The organism is Pleomorphochaeta caudata (assembly GCF_055395745.1).
Map to the genome: position 1 here is coordinate 2,260,204 of NZ_AP042458.1, position 19,020 is coordinate 2,279,223.

Consider the following 19,020-nt stretch of genomic DNA (forward strand, 5'->3'; position numbering starts at 1 on the left):
TTTGTATCCCTACAATTTAGATATAAAAAAAAAGGAGTCAAATAATGAAAAAAACATTAATGCTATTAAGCGTTTTTTTGGTAGTTGGTAGCATGCTATTTGCTAATGGATCAGCTGAAACATCTGCTTCAGGTTCTGATAATGATTTAATTGTTGTAGGTTATGCACAAGTTGGAGCTGAATCTGACTGGCGTACAGCAAATACAGAATCATTTAAAACAACATTCGTTGAAGAAAATGGCTATAGATTGATTTTCGATGATGCTCAACAAAAACAAGAAAACCAAATTAAAGCAATTAGAAGTTTTATTCAACAAGATGTAGATTATATCGTTGTTGCACCAGTTGTAGAAACAGGTTGGGATACAGTTCTTAAAGAAGCAAAAGATGCTGGAATTCCTGTAATTCTATCAGACAGAATGGTTAAAGTATCTGATGATTCACTTTACACCTGCTGGGTTGGTGGTAACTTCTTAAAAGAAGGTAGTGATGCTGGTGAATGGTTAGCAGAATATCTAGAATCAAAAGGTAGAGGAAACGAAAAAATTAATATTGTAACTTTACAAGGTACAATTGGTTCTTCTGCTCAAGTTGGTCGTACTGAAGGTTTTGGTGAAGTATTAGCTAAACATTCTAATTGGAATATGTTAGCTCGCCAATCTGGTGAATTCACACAAGCTAAAGGCCAAGAAGTAATGGAATCTTTCTTAAAGAAATATGATGACATTGATGTTGTAATTAGTGAAAATGATAATATGTCATTTGGTGCAATTGATGCTATTAAAGCTGCAGGTAAAACTTGTGGACCTGATGGTGATATTATAATTGTATCTTTCGATGCTGTTAGAGCTGCTTTTGAATCAATGATTGATGGCGATTTAAACTGTGTTGTTGAATGTAACCCATTACATGGACCACGTGTTGCTGAAATTATTCAAAATTTAGAAAATGGCAAATCAGTTGATAAAATTAGTTATGTTGTTGAAAAAGTATTCCCAGCAGAAGTTGCTGCAGAAGTCCTTCCAACAAGAAAATATTAATTCGATGTACAAAATTAATAGACGAAGGGTTTCTCCTTCGTCTATTTTTTAGAACTATTGTTATTAAGATACAAAATTAATAATTAATCATTTATATAAAGGAGCAGGTCCTTGGTTGATAATATTGTATTAAGCATAAAACATTTATCAAAAACTTTTCCAGGTGTAAAAGCTTTAGATAATGTTGATTTTACACTTAGAGAAGGTGAAATCCATGCTTTAATGGGTGAAAATGGTGCAGGAAAAAGTACTTTAATTAAAACATTAACTGGTGTATATCCATTTGATAATGGTGAAATTTATTTAAAAGGTTTTGAAAAAAATATTGTCAATAAATCACCTGAAGATGCACAAAAAAATGGTATTAGTACTGTTTTCCAAGAGGTAAATTTGTGCCCTAACCTATCAGTTGCAGAAAATTTATTTATTGGTCGTGAACCAAAGAAATTTGGAAATATTGATTGGAAAACAATGAATAAAAAAGCCGTTGAGGTTTTGAAGACTTTAGATATTGAAATGGATGTAACTATAGCCTTAGAAAATTATTCTTTAGCTTTACAACAGATGGTTGCTATTGCAAGAGCTGTAGATATGTCAGCAAAAGTTTTAATTTTAGATGAACCTACTTCATCTCTAGATGATCTTGAAGTAGAAAAACTTTTTTCTATCATGAAAAAATTAAAGGAAAAAGGTGTTGGCATAATATTTGTAACACACTTTTTAGATCAAGTTTATGCAATTTGTGATAGAATTACAGTTTTAAGAAATGGTGAATTAATTGGGGAATATGCTATTTCTACATTACCTAAAGTAAAATTAGTCTCTAAAATGATGGGTAAGAATTTAGATGATTTAGCAGATGTTAAAATTAATCAAACAAATGAATATAAATCAGAAGTAATTATTAAAACTGACCAATTAGGTGTTTCTGGTTCAATAAAACCCTTTGATATTACTTTACACAAAGGTGAAGTTGTAGGATTAGCTGGACTTTTAGGTAGTGGTCGTAGTGAATTAGCCAGAGCTATTTTTGGTGCTGATAAACCAAATACAGGAAAGATTGAAGTTAAAGGAGAAAATTTTATTGCACACACTCCATTGGATTCAATCAAAAAAGGTATGGCTTATTTACCTGAAGATAGGAAAGTTGAGGGAATTATAAAAGATCTTTCTATTAGAGAAAATATTATTCTTGCATTGCAGGCTAGAAAAGGTTTTGCAAATGTAATTAGTAGAAAAGAACAAGAAAAACTTTGTAATGAAATGGTTGAGCTTTTAAAAATTAAAACCCCTTCTATTGATATACCAATTAGTCAGTTATCTGGAGGTAATCAACAAAAGGTAATACTAGCTAGATGGTTACTCACCTCCCCTGATTTTTTAATCCTTGATGAACCTACTAGAGGAATTGATATTGGTACTAAAACAGAAATTCAAAAACTAGTAATTAAATTAGCACAAGAAGGGAAAAGCATAATGTTTATTTCTTCTGAAATTGATGAAATGCTTAGAACATGTAACAGAATGGCTGTACTAAGAGATGGGGAGAAGGTTTCAGAATTACAAGAAAATGAATTATCTCAAGAAAAGATTATGCAAACTATTGCTAGTGGAGGGATTAAATGAAATCTAAATTAATGAGTTTAACTAAAAAAAGACTGTTTATGCCTCTACTTTGTTTATTCATTGTTTTAATCATCAATGTTATAAAAACGCCGGATTTCTTTTCGATAACAATAAGAGAAGGTGTTTTATATGGTTATATAATTGATGTAATAAATAGAGCTAGTGAATTAGTAATTTTAGCTGTTGGTATGACCCTTTGTATTTCCTCTTCCGCGGGTACTGATATATCTGTTGGAGCAGTAATGGCAGTTGCAGCAGCAATTTGTTGTAGTATATTAGCCGGTGGACAAGTCTCTGTAACAGCTTATCAAAATCCTTATTTGTTTGCTGTCGTTATGGCTTTATTAGTTGGTGCTCTTTGTGGAGCCTTTAATGGTTTTTTGGTTGCAAAATTAAATATTCAACCAATGATCGCAACATTAATTTTATATACTGCAGGCCGTGGTATTGCTCAATTAATTACAAAAGGACAAATTACATATGTAAGAGTAGATTCTTATAAACTTCTTGGAGCAAATATTCCAAATGTTCCACTTCCAACTAGCGTATTTGTTGCTATATTTGTAATTATTTTAGCTCAAATAATATTAAAGAAAACTTCTTTAGGTATGTACATTGAAGCTGTTGGTATTAATTCAAAAGCTGCAAGACTTGTTGGGTTAAAGAGTACTGCTATTATATTTGCTACATATGTTATTTGTGGATTATGTGCAGGAATTGCAGGTTTAATAATGTCGAGTAGAATTTATTCTGCCGATGCTAATAACATTGGCTTATTAATGGAATTAGATGCAATTTTAGCTGTTGCTTTAGGTGGAAATAGTTTATCTGGTGGTAAATTTAGTTTAATTGGATCGGTTATTGGTGCTTATACCATCCAAGCTTTAACTACAACTTTATATGCAATGGGTGTAAGTGCTGACCAAATACCAGTATATAAAGCTTTAGTTGTTGTAATTATTGTAAGTGCTCAATCTCCAATATTAAAAGATTGGATTTATAGTAAAAAATTAAAAGCTACAAAGTTAAAGACTATTAAAAATGAGGTACTTGCATAATGAAAATAAAGAAAAATTTTGATTCGAAAAATATATTACTAGCAATTACTATTATATTATTTTTTACAATGTATATATTAGGAATGATTATTTATCATGACAGAGGATTTGCAAATTTACAAAACTTTTTAAATCTATTTATCTCTAATGCAGGCCTAATAGTTATTAGTGCAGGAATGACTGTAGTTATGATTACTGGTGGTATTGATATTTCTGTAGGATCTTTTGTAGCTTTAACATGTATGATGCTTGCTGATTTGATGGAAAATAAAGGAGCTAGTGTTGGATTTTCTATAGTATTTGTATTAGTAATAGGAATAATTTTTGGGTTTGTACAAGGTTGGTTTATAGCTTATTTAAAAATTCAACCTTTTATAATGACTTTAACTGGTATGTTCTTTGCAAGAGGTATGACAGCGATTATTAGCAGTGATATGATAAATATTCAAAATAAAGTATTTTTAGCTATAGCTAGTAAAAAGATTTATTTACCATTTGGAGGCTATGTTAACAAACATGGAAAATTAATACTTCCTTATATTTATCCGACAGTAATAATTGCTGTTTTAGCAATATTAATTATTTTCTGGATGTTAAGATATACAAAACTAGGAAGAAGTATTTATGCTATTGGCGGAAATGAGCAAAGTGCATTATTAATGGGACTTGATGTTAAAAAAACAAAGCTTTGTGCTTATACTATAAGTGGTATTTGTAGTGCAATTGGTGGTATATTATTTGCACTAAATACATGCTCTGGATTCGTTGAACAAGCAAAGGGCCTTGAAATGGATGCTATTGCATCAGCAGTTATTGGTGGTACTTTATTAACTGGTGGTGTTGGAAATGTAATAGGAAGTTTATTTGGTGTATTAATTAATGGTACAATTCAAAGTTTTATTACTTTCCAAGGAACTTTATCTTCTTGGTGGGTAAGAATATCAATTGCTGCATTATTAGCTTTCTTTATTATTTTACAAAGTATATTTGGAATTATTGCAGAAAAAAGAAGAAAATTATAAAAAATATGGGGCAAATATGCCCCATTTTTTTTAATCTATAGTATTTAGAATATCAGTTAATTGTTTATATAAACTTTCCATAGAAAAATACTCTTTACCAATTTCAAAATTTTTTTCAACACTATTTTGTCTTTTATTTATATCAAATAAGTATTCTATAGATTCTTTTGCTGCTTTATTCGTTATTTTATCATCTATATAAACTAAATCGGTATTATTATCAGTTTCATAAGAAGAGCCTAAACTTATATAATCAAAACCTTTATTTTTGATATCTGTTATAAAGACTGGATACTCAAAAACAATCATTGGTTTTTTAGCAAACAATCCTTCTAAAAATTGATTACCCCAACCTTCCCAATATGAAGGATATGAAATTAAATCAGCAAAAACATATGTATCCCAAAGACTATAAATTTTTACATCATTATCTTCTCTTGTATGAGCTACTTTTGAGCTTATCACTTTTAGATCAATTTTTTTAAGTTTTGCTTTTGCTTTTAACCTATTTAAATAAGTTCCACTATCATCATCGCCATCGTATCCAGCAAGCAATAAAACGAAATTTGAATTTTTATTAAAAGTCCTACCATCATAAAGTGTTTTATTTATTAATGAATCTTTAAATTTATTCATATTAGAGATAACATCAATTGCTAATTCAATTGCTTTTCTATCAACAATTCGTGTTGCTTGTAAAATGATTATATCATCATCACTTAAGCCAATATCTTTTTTAAAATCTTTATTAAACGAATCTTTTTTCCATAAAGGTGCTCTAAAATCAAATACATTTGGAACTATAGTACTTTCAAGGTTTTTTCTTCTTAAGAGAGTATCATGACCTTGTTGGTTTATTACTACATGTTTATAAGTTGGATTTACTGGAGGTAAATATTTATTAGAAACATACTGTGCAAAATCACATCCGTAATTAACACCTGTTTTTCTTTCCCAAAAGAAATCATGATGTTGAGCTAAAACTTTTAAATGTTTTTTTTCTATTACATTCTCTAAAGCTATTGCAACCGCAATATTCATAGCAACAGACCAAACATTTTGAGCAATGACTAAATCAATATTATTTTCATCAACAAATTTTTCAATAATTTCTTCACATTTTTCTACTTCATGTTTAAGTTTATCTTTATATTCTTCTTCATTTTTAAAAACAGGTTTATTTTGGAAAGAATAGCTATAAAAATCTCTTGCAATTTGGGATATATGATATAGAGGTGGATAAACAATTTCTCTATCCATCTCTCCTCCAAGCATAATTACTTTATGTCCCATTTTATTAAAAATATTTTTCCATTTATCCATTTCGAGGGATACGCCATCTGTCCCCCCTACTTTGTAATGAATCATTAAAATATTCAAAATTTTATTCTCCTTTATTAAACCAAGCAATTTGATAAGGTTCTAATGTTCCATCAAATAATGTCCCATCTAACAAAGTACAAGATTTATAATCGGTTTTAACAGTATCACAACTAACATTAGTTAGACAAATTACACTCTTATTATTATAAATTCTCTCTAAAGCAAAAATTCTTTTATCCATATTATCAATTATTTTCTGATCAGCAAAAGGAGAAAAACATTCATTGCTTTTTCTAATATTTAATAAATTTTTATATCCATCTAAAATTTTAAATCTAGAGGAGTCATTATTTAATAATTTAGCCACTAAAGCATTATATTCAATTTTTTCTCTGTTAATTGATCTATTGCTATTATTAAGTTTTACACCTTCAATCCAGTTTCTTGAACCAATTAAACTATGAATATAAATTCCAGGAATACCTTTTAAACACAAAAGAATTGATTGGCTAGCTAAAAATCTTTTTACTTCTAAATCTTTATCAACATCACCACTTATTTTTAGCGCATCAAAGAAGTTTACATTCATTTCATACGGAGATTGTTTTCCATCAGATTCTGTTTTGTATGAAACAAAACCACCAATAGATTTAACTTTTTTTGCCATTTCTCTTACTTCACCATCTTCAACTAGTCCTTTTGCAGGTAATAAACCTATTCCATCATGACTAGCTAAGAAATTAAAAAATGTAACTTTATTTGATGGTAAATCTAAAGTTGATACCCATTTTTTTATAATTGAAGTGTCTTGTTTCATAAAAGTATATAATGTTAGTGGTGGTAATGGAAAATTATAAACCATTGTTGCTTCATTATAGCCATTACCAAAATAAGAAATATTTTCTTTATGTGGTACATTAGTTTCTGTTATTAATTTTACATCGACCTGTGCCAAATCAATCATCAATCTAATAAGTTGAATAATTAGGTGAGTTTTTTCGTTATGTATGCAGCTAGTGCCTAGCTCTTTCCAAATAAAGGCAATTGCATCTAGTCTAATATACGAAGCACCTTCTTCAACATATAAATTAAATACATCTAAAATTTCCATTAACAATTTTGGGTTTTGATAATTTAAATCAATTTGATCACTTGAAAAAGTAGTCCAAACATTTTTATTACCAGTTTTAGTCATTACTTCAGTTAATAATGGTAATGCTCTAGGTCTAAACACTTTAGTATAATCTTGTTTTGGATCACAAGTAATAAAATAATCATCGTATGGTTTTTTACTATCTAAATAACCCTTAAACCATTCACTGCTTTTTGATACATGATTAGCAACAAGATCAAACATTAATTTAAAGTCTTTATTTAAATCTTTTATATCAGACCAAGTACCAAGTTTCTCATTTACTTTTTTATAATCAACAATGGAAAAGCCATCATCTGAGGTATATGGGAAAAAAGGTAATATATGGACAGTGTTGATATAGTTTTTTAGATAGTTTGAAAGAAACTTATGTAAAGTTTTTAGTGTTTTTTCACCAGTTTCTTTATCATAAATACTATCCCCATAAGTAATTAATATTGACTCATCTGAACCAATGGTATTATTTGATAATTTTTTTCCAACTTTATTTAATTGAGCAATTTTCTCAACTACAATTGGAACATATTCATTAGCAACTTCATTTCCATATAAAGTTGCTAATATATTAAAGATTTTAGTAGTATCATTAAGTATCATTTTTATTCTTTAACTCCACCTTCTGCTGTATTTCCTGATAAGAAATTTTGAATTAACATAAATAAGATAACAACTGGAACGGCTGTTAATAATGATGCAGCACTAATTCTATCCCAAATAGCATTCTTAGAAACAAATAGAGCTTTAAGAGCAATAGGAAGAGTGTGCATATCTGTAAATGATTTCAAGAATACAGATGCAAATAAATATTCATTCCATGCAATCATAAATGAATATACCCAAACTGTTGCAATTGCACTAAAGCTTAAAGGAATAATGATTCTTACAATAGTTTGAAATCTTGAATAACCTTCAATAAAGGCTGCTTCTTCAATTGAAAAAGGAATCGATCTAAATGAGTTGCCGAGCATATATAAACATACAGGTAGTGTTTGTACTATATATATAACAACTAAGGCAAAGGTTGTCCCCCCTTCAGTTGCAGTTAATCCTAAAGTTGTAGATATTTTATATAGAGGAATCAATAATAGAATTCCACCTACCATATATACGAATAAAACACCTCTTTGGATCAACGTTTGACCTCTATATTTCATTCTCGCAATTGAATAAGCACCAAAAATTGCAATTAACAGTGAGAAAAAGGATGCTGTTAATGAGAATTTTAGAGAATTTCCAAAATATTTAAAGAAAGGGAATACGTCAGTATTATCAGTATATTTACTTAAAATAGTATCTCTTTGTTCTGGTGTTAAATTTGGAGTTTCTGCTAATAATTTTTGTACAGATGCAGGAACATCTACAGCCTCTGCTTCACTTAATCCAAGTATTTCAGAATATGCACTAGTATTAATTTCTGTAGGAATTAAAGAAGGATTTCCCCAATCCCATGAGAATTTCAAAGATGTTGATAACATTTGTATAAAAGGGAAAATACTAAATACAACAATTAATAAAACTAAAATTGTGAAGCCAATATTTTTTATAACTCTATGCTTACCATTTACCATTTTAATACCTTCTTTACATACAATAAGATTAATCCAATTAATAAAGTGAATTGAATTACTACAAGAGCTGAGCCTTGTCCTAAATCCATACTTCCTGTAAATGCTTTAAAGTATGTATATACAGAAAGAACCTTAACATTATCTGTTAATAAATATACTTCTTCAAATTTATTAAAATTCCAAATAAATCTTAATAAAACAATAGATCCCAAAACAAAGAATAATTCTGGCAAGGTAATAGAAATAAATTTTCTAAAAGCACCTGCGCCATCGATTTCTGCTGCTTCATACAAAGTTTGGTCAATAGTTTGTAATCTAGAGAGAATCATTAAATAAGTAAATGGAAAAGCTTTCCACATACTGAATATAACTGCAACCCACATAGCATACTTTGGATCAGCAATTAAATTGAATCTATTTGCTGATAAATGGAATACATCAACCATAAGGTGCATAAAAATTCCATTTACTGGGTCAAAAAAGAATTGCCAAGAATATACAGTAGAAATAACAGGAGCAACATATGGTAATAAAACTAAAGATCTAACAATAGCTCTACCAGGGAATTTTTTGTTCATAACTAAAGCTACTAACAATCCCATTAATGTTGTTAAAGTTGTCGTTGCTATAACAAACAGGAAGGTTACCCCTACAGATGCCCAAAAAGTAGGATCAGATAAAACATTAGCATAGTTTTTTACACCAATGAAAAAAGCATCACCATTTAATTTAACATCAAAAAAACTTAAATATATATTGTAAAAGATAGGATATATAATTAATAAACCAATTATAATTACTGATGGTAATACTAATTTTACTCCTAAACGTGCATCTTTCTGTTCAAGTGTAAGTTTTGTCGAAGACATTACTTAAACCTCCATAATCTAAAATTTAATAACAGGAGAAGGACTTTTGTTTCCTTCTCCTGAAAACAAAACTAAAATTTAATCAATTTTTTTCATTTCTGTAGTTGCCCAAGCCATTGCACTATCAATATCCATATTTTCTTGTGTGTATTTATAGATCATTTGAGGAAGGATTTGTTGAGCTGTAATCTTATCTGCTTTTTCAATCTTATTACCATCAACGATACCAAAAGACTTAATGTCTTGCATACCATTAACGATTTCTGTTATAGCATCTTTACCATAACTAGAAAGAACAGGATTATCTAAGAAATCATCTGTATCAGCTATACCTTTAATTACTGGATTCATTCCACCTGGAGCCATATGTAAGAATGTTATATATGAATTAGGTTGGAATAAATATTGTACAAATTTTTCTGCTGCTTGAGTTTTAGCTGCATCACCTTGATCAACAAGACTTAATGATACAATTGTTCCATAAGAAGCTGAATCTGTATTAGTAATTGTAGGAACCATTGATGTATGAGCTGCTAATTCTGGGTCAAATTGTGAACCTTGTAGATCACTGAAGTTTTCACTTGTTAATGAAGAAGCTGCAGCATCTTGAATAGCTAAGTCATCCATGATGTATGTTGAATAGAAGAACATTGCCATCTTACCTTGTAGATAATAGTCTCTTGCTCTCCAAGTTTGTGGTCCTGGTGGATTATATTGTGCTAAACGGCCGTAGAATTCAATTGCTTCTTTCATCTCTGGAGTATTGAAAGTTAAATTTCCATCTTTGTCAAATAATTGAGCACCATTAGATTGAGCGATTGGAGTAAAACATTGTTCTGAGAAGTTTTCTACTTTTGTACCAACTAAAATACCATAAGTATTTTCACTTGGATTATAGAAATACTTAGCAGCTTTTTCTATATTTTCCCAAGTTGTAGGTGGTTCTAAACCAGCTTCTTCAAACCAGTCTGTTCTATACCATAAGCCTTGTAACCAACCGTGGAAAGGAATACCGTATGCAGCACCAGATTCAGATTGATTTATTTTTAATGCTCCATCAAAGAATTTACTTCTACCAATACTATCAATTGTAGCTTTGTTAGCATTAACATCAATTAATCCATCTGTACCAAAAGAAACCATTGTTGTTGCAGGGCCTTCTACCAATGTTGGTAATGTGTTTGAACTTGCAGCAGTAGCCATTTGGGATGTTAAATCATTTTCATCAACAGCAATTAATTTAACTTTGATATTTGGATTCATTACTTCAAAAGTATCAATTAACAATTGAATTGTTGATTGTCTATCTGTCTGAGTTTGAGTAGTCCAATATTCAATTGTTACTGGCTCTTGAGCTTCTTGAGTCACTACAGGTGCTGCTTCTTCTTTTTGCCCATTAGCAAAAATAGAAGTTGTTGCAAACAATAATAGTGCAGTACAAATTCCGAATTTTACATATTTCATAAAAATCCTCCTAATTTTTAATTGTACATATTTAGTCAATTCACCTAGTTTTTAAGTAAATTGTTTTAAGTTTCAAATTTATGTTTTAAGTATTATTTTATAGTTTTTCGTATAATAATTTTGGGTGTAATACTTACTTCATCTTTCATATCGAATAAAAACTCATGGGTTTTTGGATTTAATTTATGTAATAAATAATCCACAGCTATTTGACATTTTAATTCTATAGATTGATCGAGCGTTGTTAATGCAAGCAGTGAAGCTATCTGCATGTTATCAAAACCCATAATACCTACATCATCAGGTATCGAATAATTATTTTCCATTAAATATCGGTATCCACCAGCAGCCATATCATCACAACCAAAAAAGATTGCTTGAGGAGGATCGTCTAATTCCATCAATTGCTTTGCAGCTTGATAACCACCCTCCGCTGATAGTTCAACCGTTATATGATATTTATCATCAAGTGTTAAATTTTTTCTTTCAAGAGCTAATTTAAAGCCCATATACCTATCTCTAATATGTTCATCAAAAGGGGCCCAACTGACAAAGGCCATTTTTGTATAACCTCTTGATATTAAATATAGAGCAGCATCATTACAGCCAATAAAATTATTGTTATGTATACTAAAAGTTCCTTCGCACCTAGTCTGTAACAAGACAAGAGGAATGTTGTTCTTTTCAAAATAATTTTTAGCATTTTCATCTACTAAAGCTGTACTAATAATTAAGCCATCAATTTTTTCCAAATATTCAGGATGTTTAACAAAATAACTTAATATATATTGTCGTTTTTTTATATCAAAAACTAATAATTGATAATTTGTATCAGATAATAATTCACTGATACAACCAATAAGAGCTGATGCGAAAACTGATCTAGGATTTGAAATTGTTAATCCTATTACATAATTAGATTTCTTTCTTTTATTATCAGATAAGCTATAACCAATGCTATCGAGTTTTTGTTGAATCATATCTCTAGTTTCTTCTTTTACTAGATTTGGATGATTCAATACTCTAGATAATGTGCTAGCACTTACTCCTATTTTTTCTGATAATTCTCTTACAGTCATCTTGTTTGTCATAATTTAATGTTATTCACACTCGAGTAAAACGTCAAATAAATTTTTTATTGTTTCATCGTTTTTTTATGAAACGTTTCATAAAATTTAACAACTATATACCTAATTACTTACAATGAAATAAAATAAAAATATAACAATAAAAAAATATTTTTTTAAAACTGAATGAATTAATGAAACATTTCAAAATTTAAATATGAAATAAGCAAAAAAATAATGGCCTTATAAGCCATTATTCTCTATTAAATAATCTAAAAATGCTTCACAACCAAGTTTAACATCTTCGTAAGTCTGATTGAAATTACCAGTATACCAAGGATCAGAAATACTTCTATTTATTTTAGCAAATTCTAATAATAAATAAATTTTACCATAATTTCTTTTATCAATAAGCCTTTTTAAATTTGATATATTATTTTGATCCATACAAATTAAATAATCAAATTCATCAGCCTCAGCTTTAGTAATCAGTTTTGAATAATGTTTAATTAATTTTATATTATGTCTTGATAGTACATCTCTAGTTCCATAATGAGGTGGATTAGAAAGTTCTTCTCTGCTTGTAGCGCTTGATTCAATTAAGAACTTATCACTTAATCCTTTTTCTTTAACTAAATGAGAAAAATAACTCTGTGCCATAGGACTTCTACAAATATTCCCATGGCATATAAACATTATCTTAATCATAAGTTAAAGTCCAACTGGATTTGAAATAACCAATTTCATAATCAATTTTTTATCAACGGGACTTAATACATATTCCCCTTGATTTTTCATTAATACAAATTGTACAACACCATCTTTTTTCTTTTTATCTTTTAATAGACTTGAATAGAAATCAATCCATTCTCCTCTACCAATTTTATAATCAATATCATAATTATATAGTTTAAATAATTTAATTGCATTATTAGCAAACTTTTCATCGATTATACCAAGTTCTAAACTTGTTTCGATAGCTCTAACACTACCCCAGGCAACTGCTTCCCCATGAGAGAATTTTGAGAATCTGCCAGATGATTCTAGTGCATGTCCAAAAGTATGACCTAAATTAAGAGCTTGTCGAACTCCAATTTTTTCTTCAGGATCTTTTTCTATAAATTCTTTTTTAACTTCTAAACTCATTTTTAATAGTGTTAATAGAGTATTTTCATCTCTTAACAATATTTGGCTTTTTCTAGATATCAAATATTTATGTAATAGTTCATCTTTTGAAAGTAGAGCATGCTTTAATACTTCAGCTAAACCATTGTGATATTCTCTTTCAGTTAAACTTTTTAATAAAGATGGGCAAATTAATACATCTTGTGCTGGATAAAATGACCCTACTAAGTTTTTACCGCCCATAAAATCACAAGCAGTTTTACCACCTAATGTTGCATCAACCATGCATAAAAGAGATGTAGGAACTAGAATTAATTTACAACCTCTCATATAAATAGAAGCCACAAATGCTGCTAAATCACAAACAACACCGCCGCCAAAACCTATAATATAATCATTTCTAGATAAGCCTTCATCAACACAAACTTTCAAAATTTTTTCAACTGTTGAGAGTGTTTTTGATTTTTCACCAGCTGGAATTACTATATTAGTAGGAGGTAATCTCTTAAATAAATTAGCAGTATTAGAGTCAGCAACCCATAGAGCTCTGTTTCCAAAAGTGCTTAATTTTGAAGATAATTCATTTAAATCATTAACATAACTTACACTTGTAAATTTACCACAAGATAGTTTAACTTTCATATTTTCTTCCATAGGCTACAATATATCATAAAATATATTCTAATGACTATCGTTTTTTCTAAATTAAATACTTGAATAAAATAAATTTTTAGTAAAATATTATAGTTATGTCTATATATTTTGATAATGCAGCAACAACAAAAATTTCTAATAAAGCTCTAGAAGCTTATAATGATATTTGTATTAATTTTTTTGCTAATCCCTCAGCAAATCATAGTTTAGGAAATTTAGCTAAAGAGAAACTTGAAAAAACAAGAGATGAAATTGCATCTCTATTGGGTGTTAATCCATCAACTCTATATTTTACTTCTGGCGGAACGGAGTCTAATAGTATAATTTTATCATCACTATTATGGAGTAAAAACCCAGGTGAAGTAATTATTAATAAAACAGAACATGCTAGTGTAATTAATTTTGAAAGAATTTTAATTGAAAAAGGCTTTAAAGTTATTAAATTAAATGCACCTAATGGTTTTATTGCTCCTAAAACTCTAGAAAAAAATATTAATAGTAAAACTCGTATGATATTAATCCAAACTGTTAATAATGTTACAGGAGCTATTAATGATATTGATACTCTAGTTAAAATAACTAGAGAAAAAGAAAAAGAATTTAATAGAAAAATTTATTTTCACACAGATGCTGTTCAAGCTCTTTCTAAAGTTGATTTTGATTTAACAAAACTTGATGTTGATAGTGCTTCTTTTTCTGCTCATAAATTTCATGGACCAAGAGGAATCGGGCTCTTATATGCAAAAAACAGCAATATACAATCGCTCTCTAGAGGTGGTGGACAAGAAAGAGGACTAAGAGCAGGTACAGAAAATCTAGCAGCTATAGTTGCAATGAAAGTAGCACTTGATGAGAGTCTAAAAATAGATAATTCTAGAATTTTTGAACTAAACAAATATGTTAGAGAGAATTTAAAACCACAGATACTCTCCCCAATGGATAATTACTCTCCTTTTATTATTAACTTTTCAGTACAACCGTTTCCTTCTGAAGTTTTTACAAGAATGTTAGATGATTCAGGATTTTTAGTTTCTGCAGGTTCTGCTTGTAGCAACAATGCTAAAAATAAAGGAGAAAGTGTTTTATTGGCTATGAATTTTGATTCAAAAACTGCTAAATCAAGTATTAGAATATCGTTTGATAAATATACTAAATCAGAGGATGTTGAATTACTTGTTAAAACTATCAACTCTCTATATGATACACTGGTAAGGTAGGATAACGTGGAAACCAAATTATATTTAATTAGATTAGGTGAAATATCTCTTAAAGGTTTAAATAGACCTTTTTTTGAGAAAAAATTAAAGAATAATATAAAATTAAAATTAAGACCTTTCCATAATGTGGTCACAAAACAAAAAGGTCGTTTATATTTTGAAATTGATAGTGCTTGTAGTGACGAGCAGTGTGAATTAGCTTTTTCAACAACTTTTGGCGTTGTTGGTTTTGCTAAATGTGTTAGATGTAATAAAGATATTGAAATAATTAAAGAAACAGTTAATCAATTATTAGAAGAATATCCTTTCAGCGAAGAAGGAACTTTTAAAGTTGCAGCAAAACGTAGTGATAAAAACTTTGAATTAAGTTCTTATGATTTAAGCTGTGAATTAGCCAAAAATGTACATGAAAAATTTCCAAAATTAACTGTTGATTTAAAAAATCCTGATAATATTTTGCACATTGAAGTTAGAAATAAAGCATATATTTATACTAAAGAGAAAAAAGGTCCTAATGGACTTCCTGTAACAACTGCAGGAAAAGGAATGTTGTTATTATCTGGTGGTATAGATAGTCCTGTTGCAGGATATAAAATGGCAAGTAGAGGATTAAAAATGGAATGTATTTATTTCCATGCTTACCCTTATACTTCAGATAAAGCATTAGAAAAAGTTAAAATTCTAGCATCAAAAATTGCTCCATATTTACAAGGTACTAGATTACATGTTGTTCCTTTTACAGATCAACAATTGTGGATTAAAGCTCATAGTAATGTAGATGAAACAACTCTTATGTTTAGAGCTTGTATGATGAAAGTAGCTACAATGCTTGCTGAAAAAAATGCTGGAACTTGTTTAGTTACAGGAGAAGCATTATCTCAAGTAGCAAGTCAAACTCTTGATTCTATGGCTTTTACTGATTCTACTACTCCTATGCTCATTATTAGACCGTTAGTTGGTATGAATAAAGAAGAGATTATGAGTATTGCTGAAGATATTGATACATATGAGACTTCAATTTTGCCTTATGAAGATTGTTGTGTTATATTTAGTCCTAAGCATCCATTAACTAGACCAAATGTTGAAATTGAGACTCAACACTATAATGAAATGCAAATTGATGAGTTATTGGTTAAAGCTGTTGAAGAAACAGAGACTTTTGACTTTTATGCAACAGGTAAAGAAAAAGTTTCTGCTAAAAACTAGAATATAATCCAATTTCATATTTAAAAGTATTAGATAATACTCCATATGAATATTTAAACCCAGGATAAAACTTTGTTAAATTTAAATTTGTTTGTGTAATTGATCCTCCAAACAATGTATAAAGGTTTACTAGTCCTGGGTATTTATATTCCAAATATACTTGAATATTATTTAAATAAAACGGCAATTTGGTAAAAGATGATTGAATATTTTGCTTATATAATAGAACTGATAAGTTTAATTCGTGAGCAATTTTTGCTTGGTTATTTATTATAAATTTATATGATAGCTTGAAAGGTAAATTCAAAGTTATATTATTAGCTTTTAAATTAGGTAATAAATATGGGAATCGAATATCAGCAGATAGAACATTTCTATATGCAAAATCATTATTTAAATAATCAATAATAGAATCAAATTGATAATAAAACTGATACCTAAAAAGATTATCTAAATTTGGACCAATACTTCTTGAATGACTAAACCCTAATTGATAAGAGCTACTATAATTAATATTGTTCAAAAATAAACCTTGCTCTGTACTTAAGAAAACTAAATTGTTATTCATTAAATCAAAAATTCTTCTATAAATGTAATCAATTCTAACATTTGGTACTGCAACGGTTAAAGTTTTTAAAGGGGCATCAGCTAATAGTGAAAAAGTATTTGATATATTTCCTGTCTCATTATAAAACTGTAAAATCAAGTGAGAATTAAAATCTCCATATAAATCACTATTAAATAAAATTCTAGCATTTAAAGATTCAGATGGATCAATACTTTCAAAATATATATTCCCATTGAACGTTTTAAAATCCTCATTTGGTAAAACATAAGCAATTAATGATCCATCAAAAATATATTTAAATTTGTTATAATTCTTAAAAGTTAATAAATCATAATTAGGTATATTTTTGTTTTCAATTAAAGTCTCATTAATGTTAATTGGATGTTTAGTAAAATCAAATTCATTAAAATTAGTTTTTCTTAATTTGTTTGTTTCAAAGAATTTTGAAATGTAATAAACTTCATCATCAATAACAATTGGATTAAAAACCCCACCTACCATATCAAAATCATTTATATATAATTGATCATTTTTTAAATCAATATATGCTAATCTTGGTAATTGATTGTTTTTTACTGTATTTAAAATTATTTTCTTATTATCGTAAGATATAGAAAAATCTATAATTTCTACATTATCAATATCATATGATTTAAACTTGTTATCCTCTAATATAATATTAATTTTATATTTTTCATTAGTATGTGATAAATAAACAATCTTATCATTTAAAATATCTATTTTTTGAATAAATTCATTATCATTTACACTTATTTTCTTTTCAATAAGGTCATTTTTTACAAAAGCTATATATTGTTTTTGTCCTTCATTATAGATTCCAATAATATAATCATTGTAAGCAATAGCCATTCTAAAATTCTTTATATCTAATTCTGTTTTATTATTATTTCTATCTATTACAATTGTATTAGTCTTGATTAATCTATCTCTTTTATATGCGCTTAAGATTATATTATTTTCATTAGCTGTAGCCCAATATGTATTATCAAGATTTTTAATAAGAGTTTTTCCTGTTTCAACATCTTTTATACTATCATTTCTAAGCTGAGCAACTAAAACTGAATTATTATCTCTAAATATAAAACTTGGCAAATAATCATATTCAACACAATTAATATCTTTAGTTTTTGGGGCAATAAAAGATAATTTAAATTCTTGCCAAACATGATATACATCTTTGGAATAAACTTTTTTAAAACTATAATTGGCATCTAAAAATAAGAGATTTGGAGTATTTAATTCTTTAACATAATTTTGGAATTTTTCTAATCCATAAGTATCAATTAAGTATTGATTAAAAAAAGATCCAAATAGATAAAATACATCAGAGGGATATATATCCCTGTTCCCTTGAACTTCATTATATTTTAAAAATTTATTCTCTAATAATATTTCTAAAATTCTAGATTTATAATAGGCATTATTTAATCGACCTTCTCCATTTTGACTTTCACTAATTACTGCAAGACCTTCTGAATTAAACTTGGTCATGTTAAACATTGAAAAAGATAACCCCTGAGAAAAAAATTCTCTAAATATATTATTTTCACCCATTTTGGTTAATGCATGAGTTAATTCATGTTTAAAAGTATTTAATAACAAATCAGATGAGAAAACATTAAAATCATTATTAACAGCAATAGTATTATATAAAACTATTCTAGGGTTTGGATTGAGTGAAAAATAAGCATTATAATTTTGTATATCACTAGTTATTGCCACATCAATAATTTGAGTTCTTTTTAAATTATAAAAATTACTAATTGATGAATATAAATCTTCACAATTATCATAAACTATTAGAGCTTCATTTATAGAAGTTTCATCAAATACAATATTAAAATGTTCAGTATTTAATTCTTTAAGTGCTTGATTAGAATCATAAACACTACTATAAATATTACTCAACGAAAATAACAAAATTATTATTAAATAGATACTTTTTTTCACATACATATAATATCATATTTATTATAAAAAAGAAGTATATTTGAATTTTTTTAACTAAATAGCTATTATTAATCTGACATTTTTAGTAT

At 28.1% G+C, this 19,020-nt stretch carries 15 protein-coding genes; 6 read left to right on the forward strand and 9 right to left on the reverse strand.

What is annotated here, in order from left to right:
• Window positions 1-44 precede the first annotated feature (44 nt).
• From ACZ5RS_RS10455 to ACZ5RS_RS10470, 4 genes are all read left to right on the forward strand, one after another.
• On the forward strand, window positions 45-1,040 hold the full coding sequence (locus ACZ5RS_RS10455) for an ABC transporter substrate-binding protein (protein WP_464635163.1): 996 nt from the start codon (window positions 45-47) through the stop codon (window positions 1,038-1,040).
• A gap of 111 nt (window positions 1,041-1,151) precedes the next feature.
• Complete coding sequence (locus tag ACZ5RS_RS10460; RefSeq protein ID WP_464635165.1) at window positions 1,152-2,666, forward strand: sugar ABC transporter ATP-binding protein; 1,515 nt, start codon at window positions 1,152-1,154, stop codon at window positions 2,664-2,666.
• Window positions 2,663-3,724 carry an ABC transporter permease gene (locus tag ACZ5RS_RS10465; protein ID WP_464635167.1) on the forward strand — a complete coding sequence of 354 codons (1,062 nt, stop codon included), beginning with the start codon at window positions 2,663-2,665 and terminating at the stop codon, window positions 3,722-3,724. The genes ACZ5RS_RS10460 and ACZ5RS_RS10465 overlap by 4 nt, the downstream gene beginning before the upstream one ends.
• Complete coding sequence (locus tag ACZ5RS_RS10470) at window positions 3,724-4,746, forward strand: ABC transporter permease subunit (RefSeq protein WP_464635169.1); 1,023 nt, start codon at window positions 3,724-3,726, stop codon at window positions 4,744-4,746. The genes ACZ5RS_RS10465 and ACZ5RS_RS10470 overlap by 1 nt, the downstream gene beginning before the upstream one ends.
• Window positions 4,747-4,776: 30 nt before the next feature.
• Here the strand turns inward: ACZ5RS_RS10470 and ACZ5RS_RS10475 are convergent, their stop codons facing one another.
• The 8 genes from ACZ5RS_RS10475 to ACZ5RS_RS10510 all read right to left on the reverse strand — a co-directional run bounded on the left by ACZ5RS_RS10475 (window position 4,777) and on the right by ACZ5RS_RS10510 (window position 13,957).
• Window positions 4,777-6,126 carry a glycosyltransferase gene (locus ACZ5RS_RS10475; protein WP_464635171.1) on the reverse strand — a complete coding sequence of 450 codons (1,350 nt, stop codon included), beginning with the start codon at window positions 6,124-6,126 and terminating at the stop codon, window positions 4,777-4,779.
• 4 nt (window positions 6,127-6,130) lie between these two features.
• Window positions 6,131-7,819: a sugar phosphorylase gene (locus ACZ5RS_RS10480; RefSeq protein ID WP_464635173.1), complete on the reverse strand. Its 1,689-nt coding sequence runs from the start codon at window positions 7,817-7,819 to the stop codon at window positions 6,131-6,133.
• A 2-nt stretch (window positions 7,820-7,821) separates the two neighbouring features.
• Window positions 7,822-8,790 (reverse strand): carbohydrate ABC transporter permease, encoded by a 969-nt coding sequence (locus ACZ5RS_RS10485; RefSeq protein WP_464635175.1) that lies wholly within the window; start codon window positions 8,788-8,790, stop codon window positions 7,822-7,824.
• Window positions 8,784-9,659: a carbohydrate ABC transporter permease gene (locus tag ACZ5RS_RS10490; protein ID WP_464635177.1), complete on the reverse strand. Its 876-nt coding sequence runs from the start codon at window positions 9,657-9,659 to the stop codon at window positions 8,784-8,786. Before ACZ5RS_RS10490 ends, ACZ5RS_RS10485 begins: the two co-directional genes overlap by 7 nt.
• Window positions 9,660-9,737: 78 nt before the next feature.
• Complete coding sequence (locus ACZ5RS_RS10495) at window positions 9,738-11,123, reverse strand: ABC transporter substrate-binding protein (RefSeq protein WP_464635179.1); 1,386 nt, start codon at window positions 11,121-11,123, stop codon at window positions 9,738-9,740.
• A gap of 92 nt (window positions 11,124-11,215) precedes the next feature.
• A complete protein-coding gene (locus ACZ5RS_RS10500; RefSeq protein ID WP_464635181.1) occupies window positions 11,216-12,214 on the reverse strand; it encodes a LacI family DNA-binding transcriptional regulator in 999 nt (332 codons plus the stop codon).
• Window positions 12,215-12,433: 219 nt separating this feature from the next.
• Window positions 12,434-12,898 carry a low molecular weight protein-tyrosine-phosphatase gene (locus ACZ5RS_RS10505; RefSeq protein WP_464635183.1) on the reverse strand — a complete coding sequence of 155 codons (465 nt, stop codon included), beginning with the start codon at window positions 12,896-12,898 and terminating at the stop codon, window positions 12,434-12,436.
• 3 nt (window positions 12,899-12,901) lie between these two features.
• Window positions 12,902-13,957 carry a 3-dehydroquinate synthase gene (locus ACZ5RS_RS10510; RefSeq protein ID WP_464635185.1) on the reverse strand — a complete coding sequence of 352 codons (1,056 nt, stop codon included), beginning with the start codon at window positions 13,955-13,957 and terminating at the stop codon, window positions 12,902-12,904.
• Between the two features lie 107 nt (window positions 13,958-14,064).
• On the opposite strand from ACZ5RS_RS10510, the gene ACZ5RS_RS10515 reads away from it, so the two are divergent.
• Together ACZ5RS_RS10515 and thiI are read left to right on the forward strand one after the other, a co-directional pair.
• Entirely contained in the window at window positions 14,065-15,186 is a 1,122-nt protein-coding gene (locus tag ACZ5RS_RS10515) for a cysteine desulfurase family protein (protein ID WP_464635187.1), read from the forward strand.
• A gap of 6 nt (window positions 15,187-15,192) precedes the next feature.
• Complete coding sequence (gene thiI, locus ACZ5RS_RS10520) at window positions 15,193-16,392, forward strand: tRNA uracil 4-sulfurtransferase ThiI (protein ID WP_464635189.1); 1,200 nt, start codon at window positions 15,193-15,195, stop codon at window positions 16,390-16,392.
• Here thiI and ACZ5RS_RS10525 read toward each other — a convergent pair.
• Window positions 16,382-18,889, reverse strand: a complete 2,508-nt coding sequence (locus ACZ5RS_RS10525; protein ID WP_464635191.1) for a hypothetical protein — start codon at window positions 18,887-18,889, stop codon at window positions 16,382-16,384. The genes thiI and ACZ5RS_RS10525 overlap by 11 nt on opposite strands.
• Window positions 18,890-19,020 lie beyond the last annotated feature (131 nt).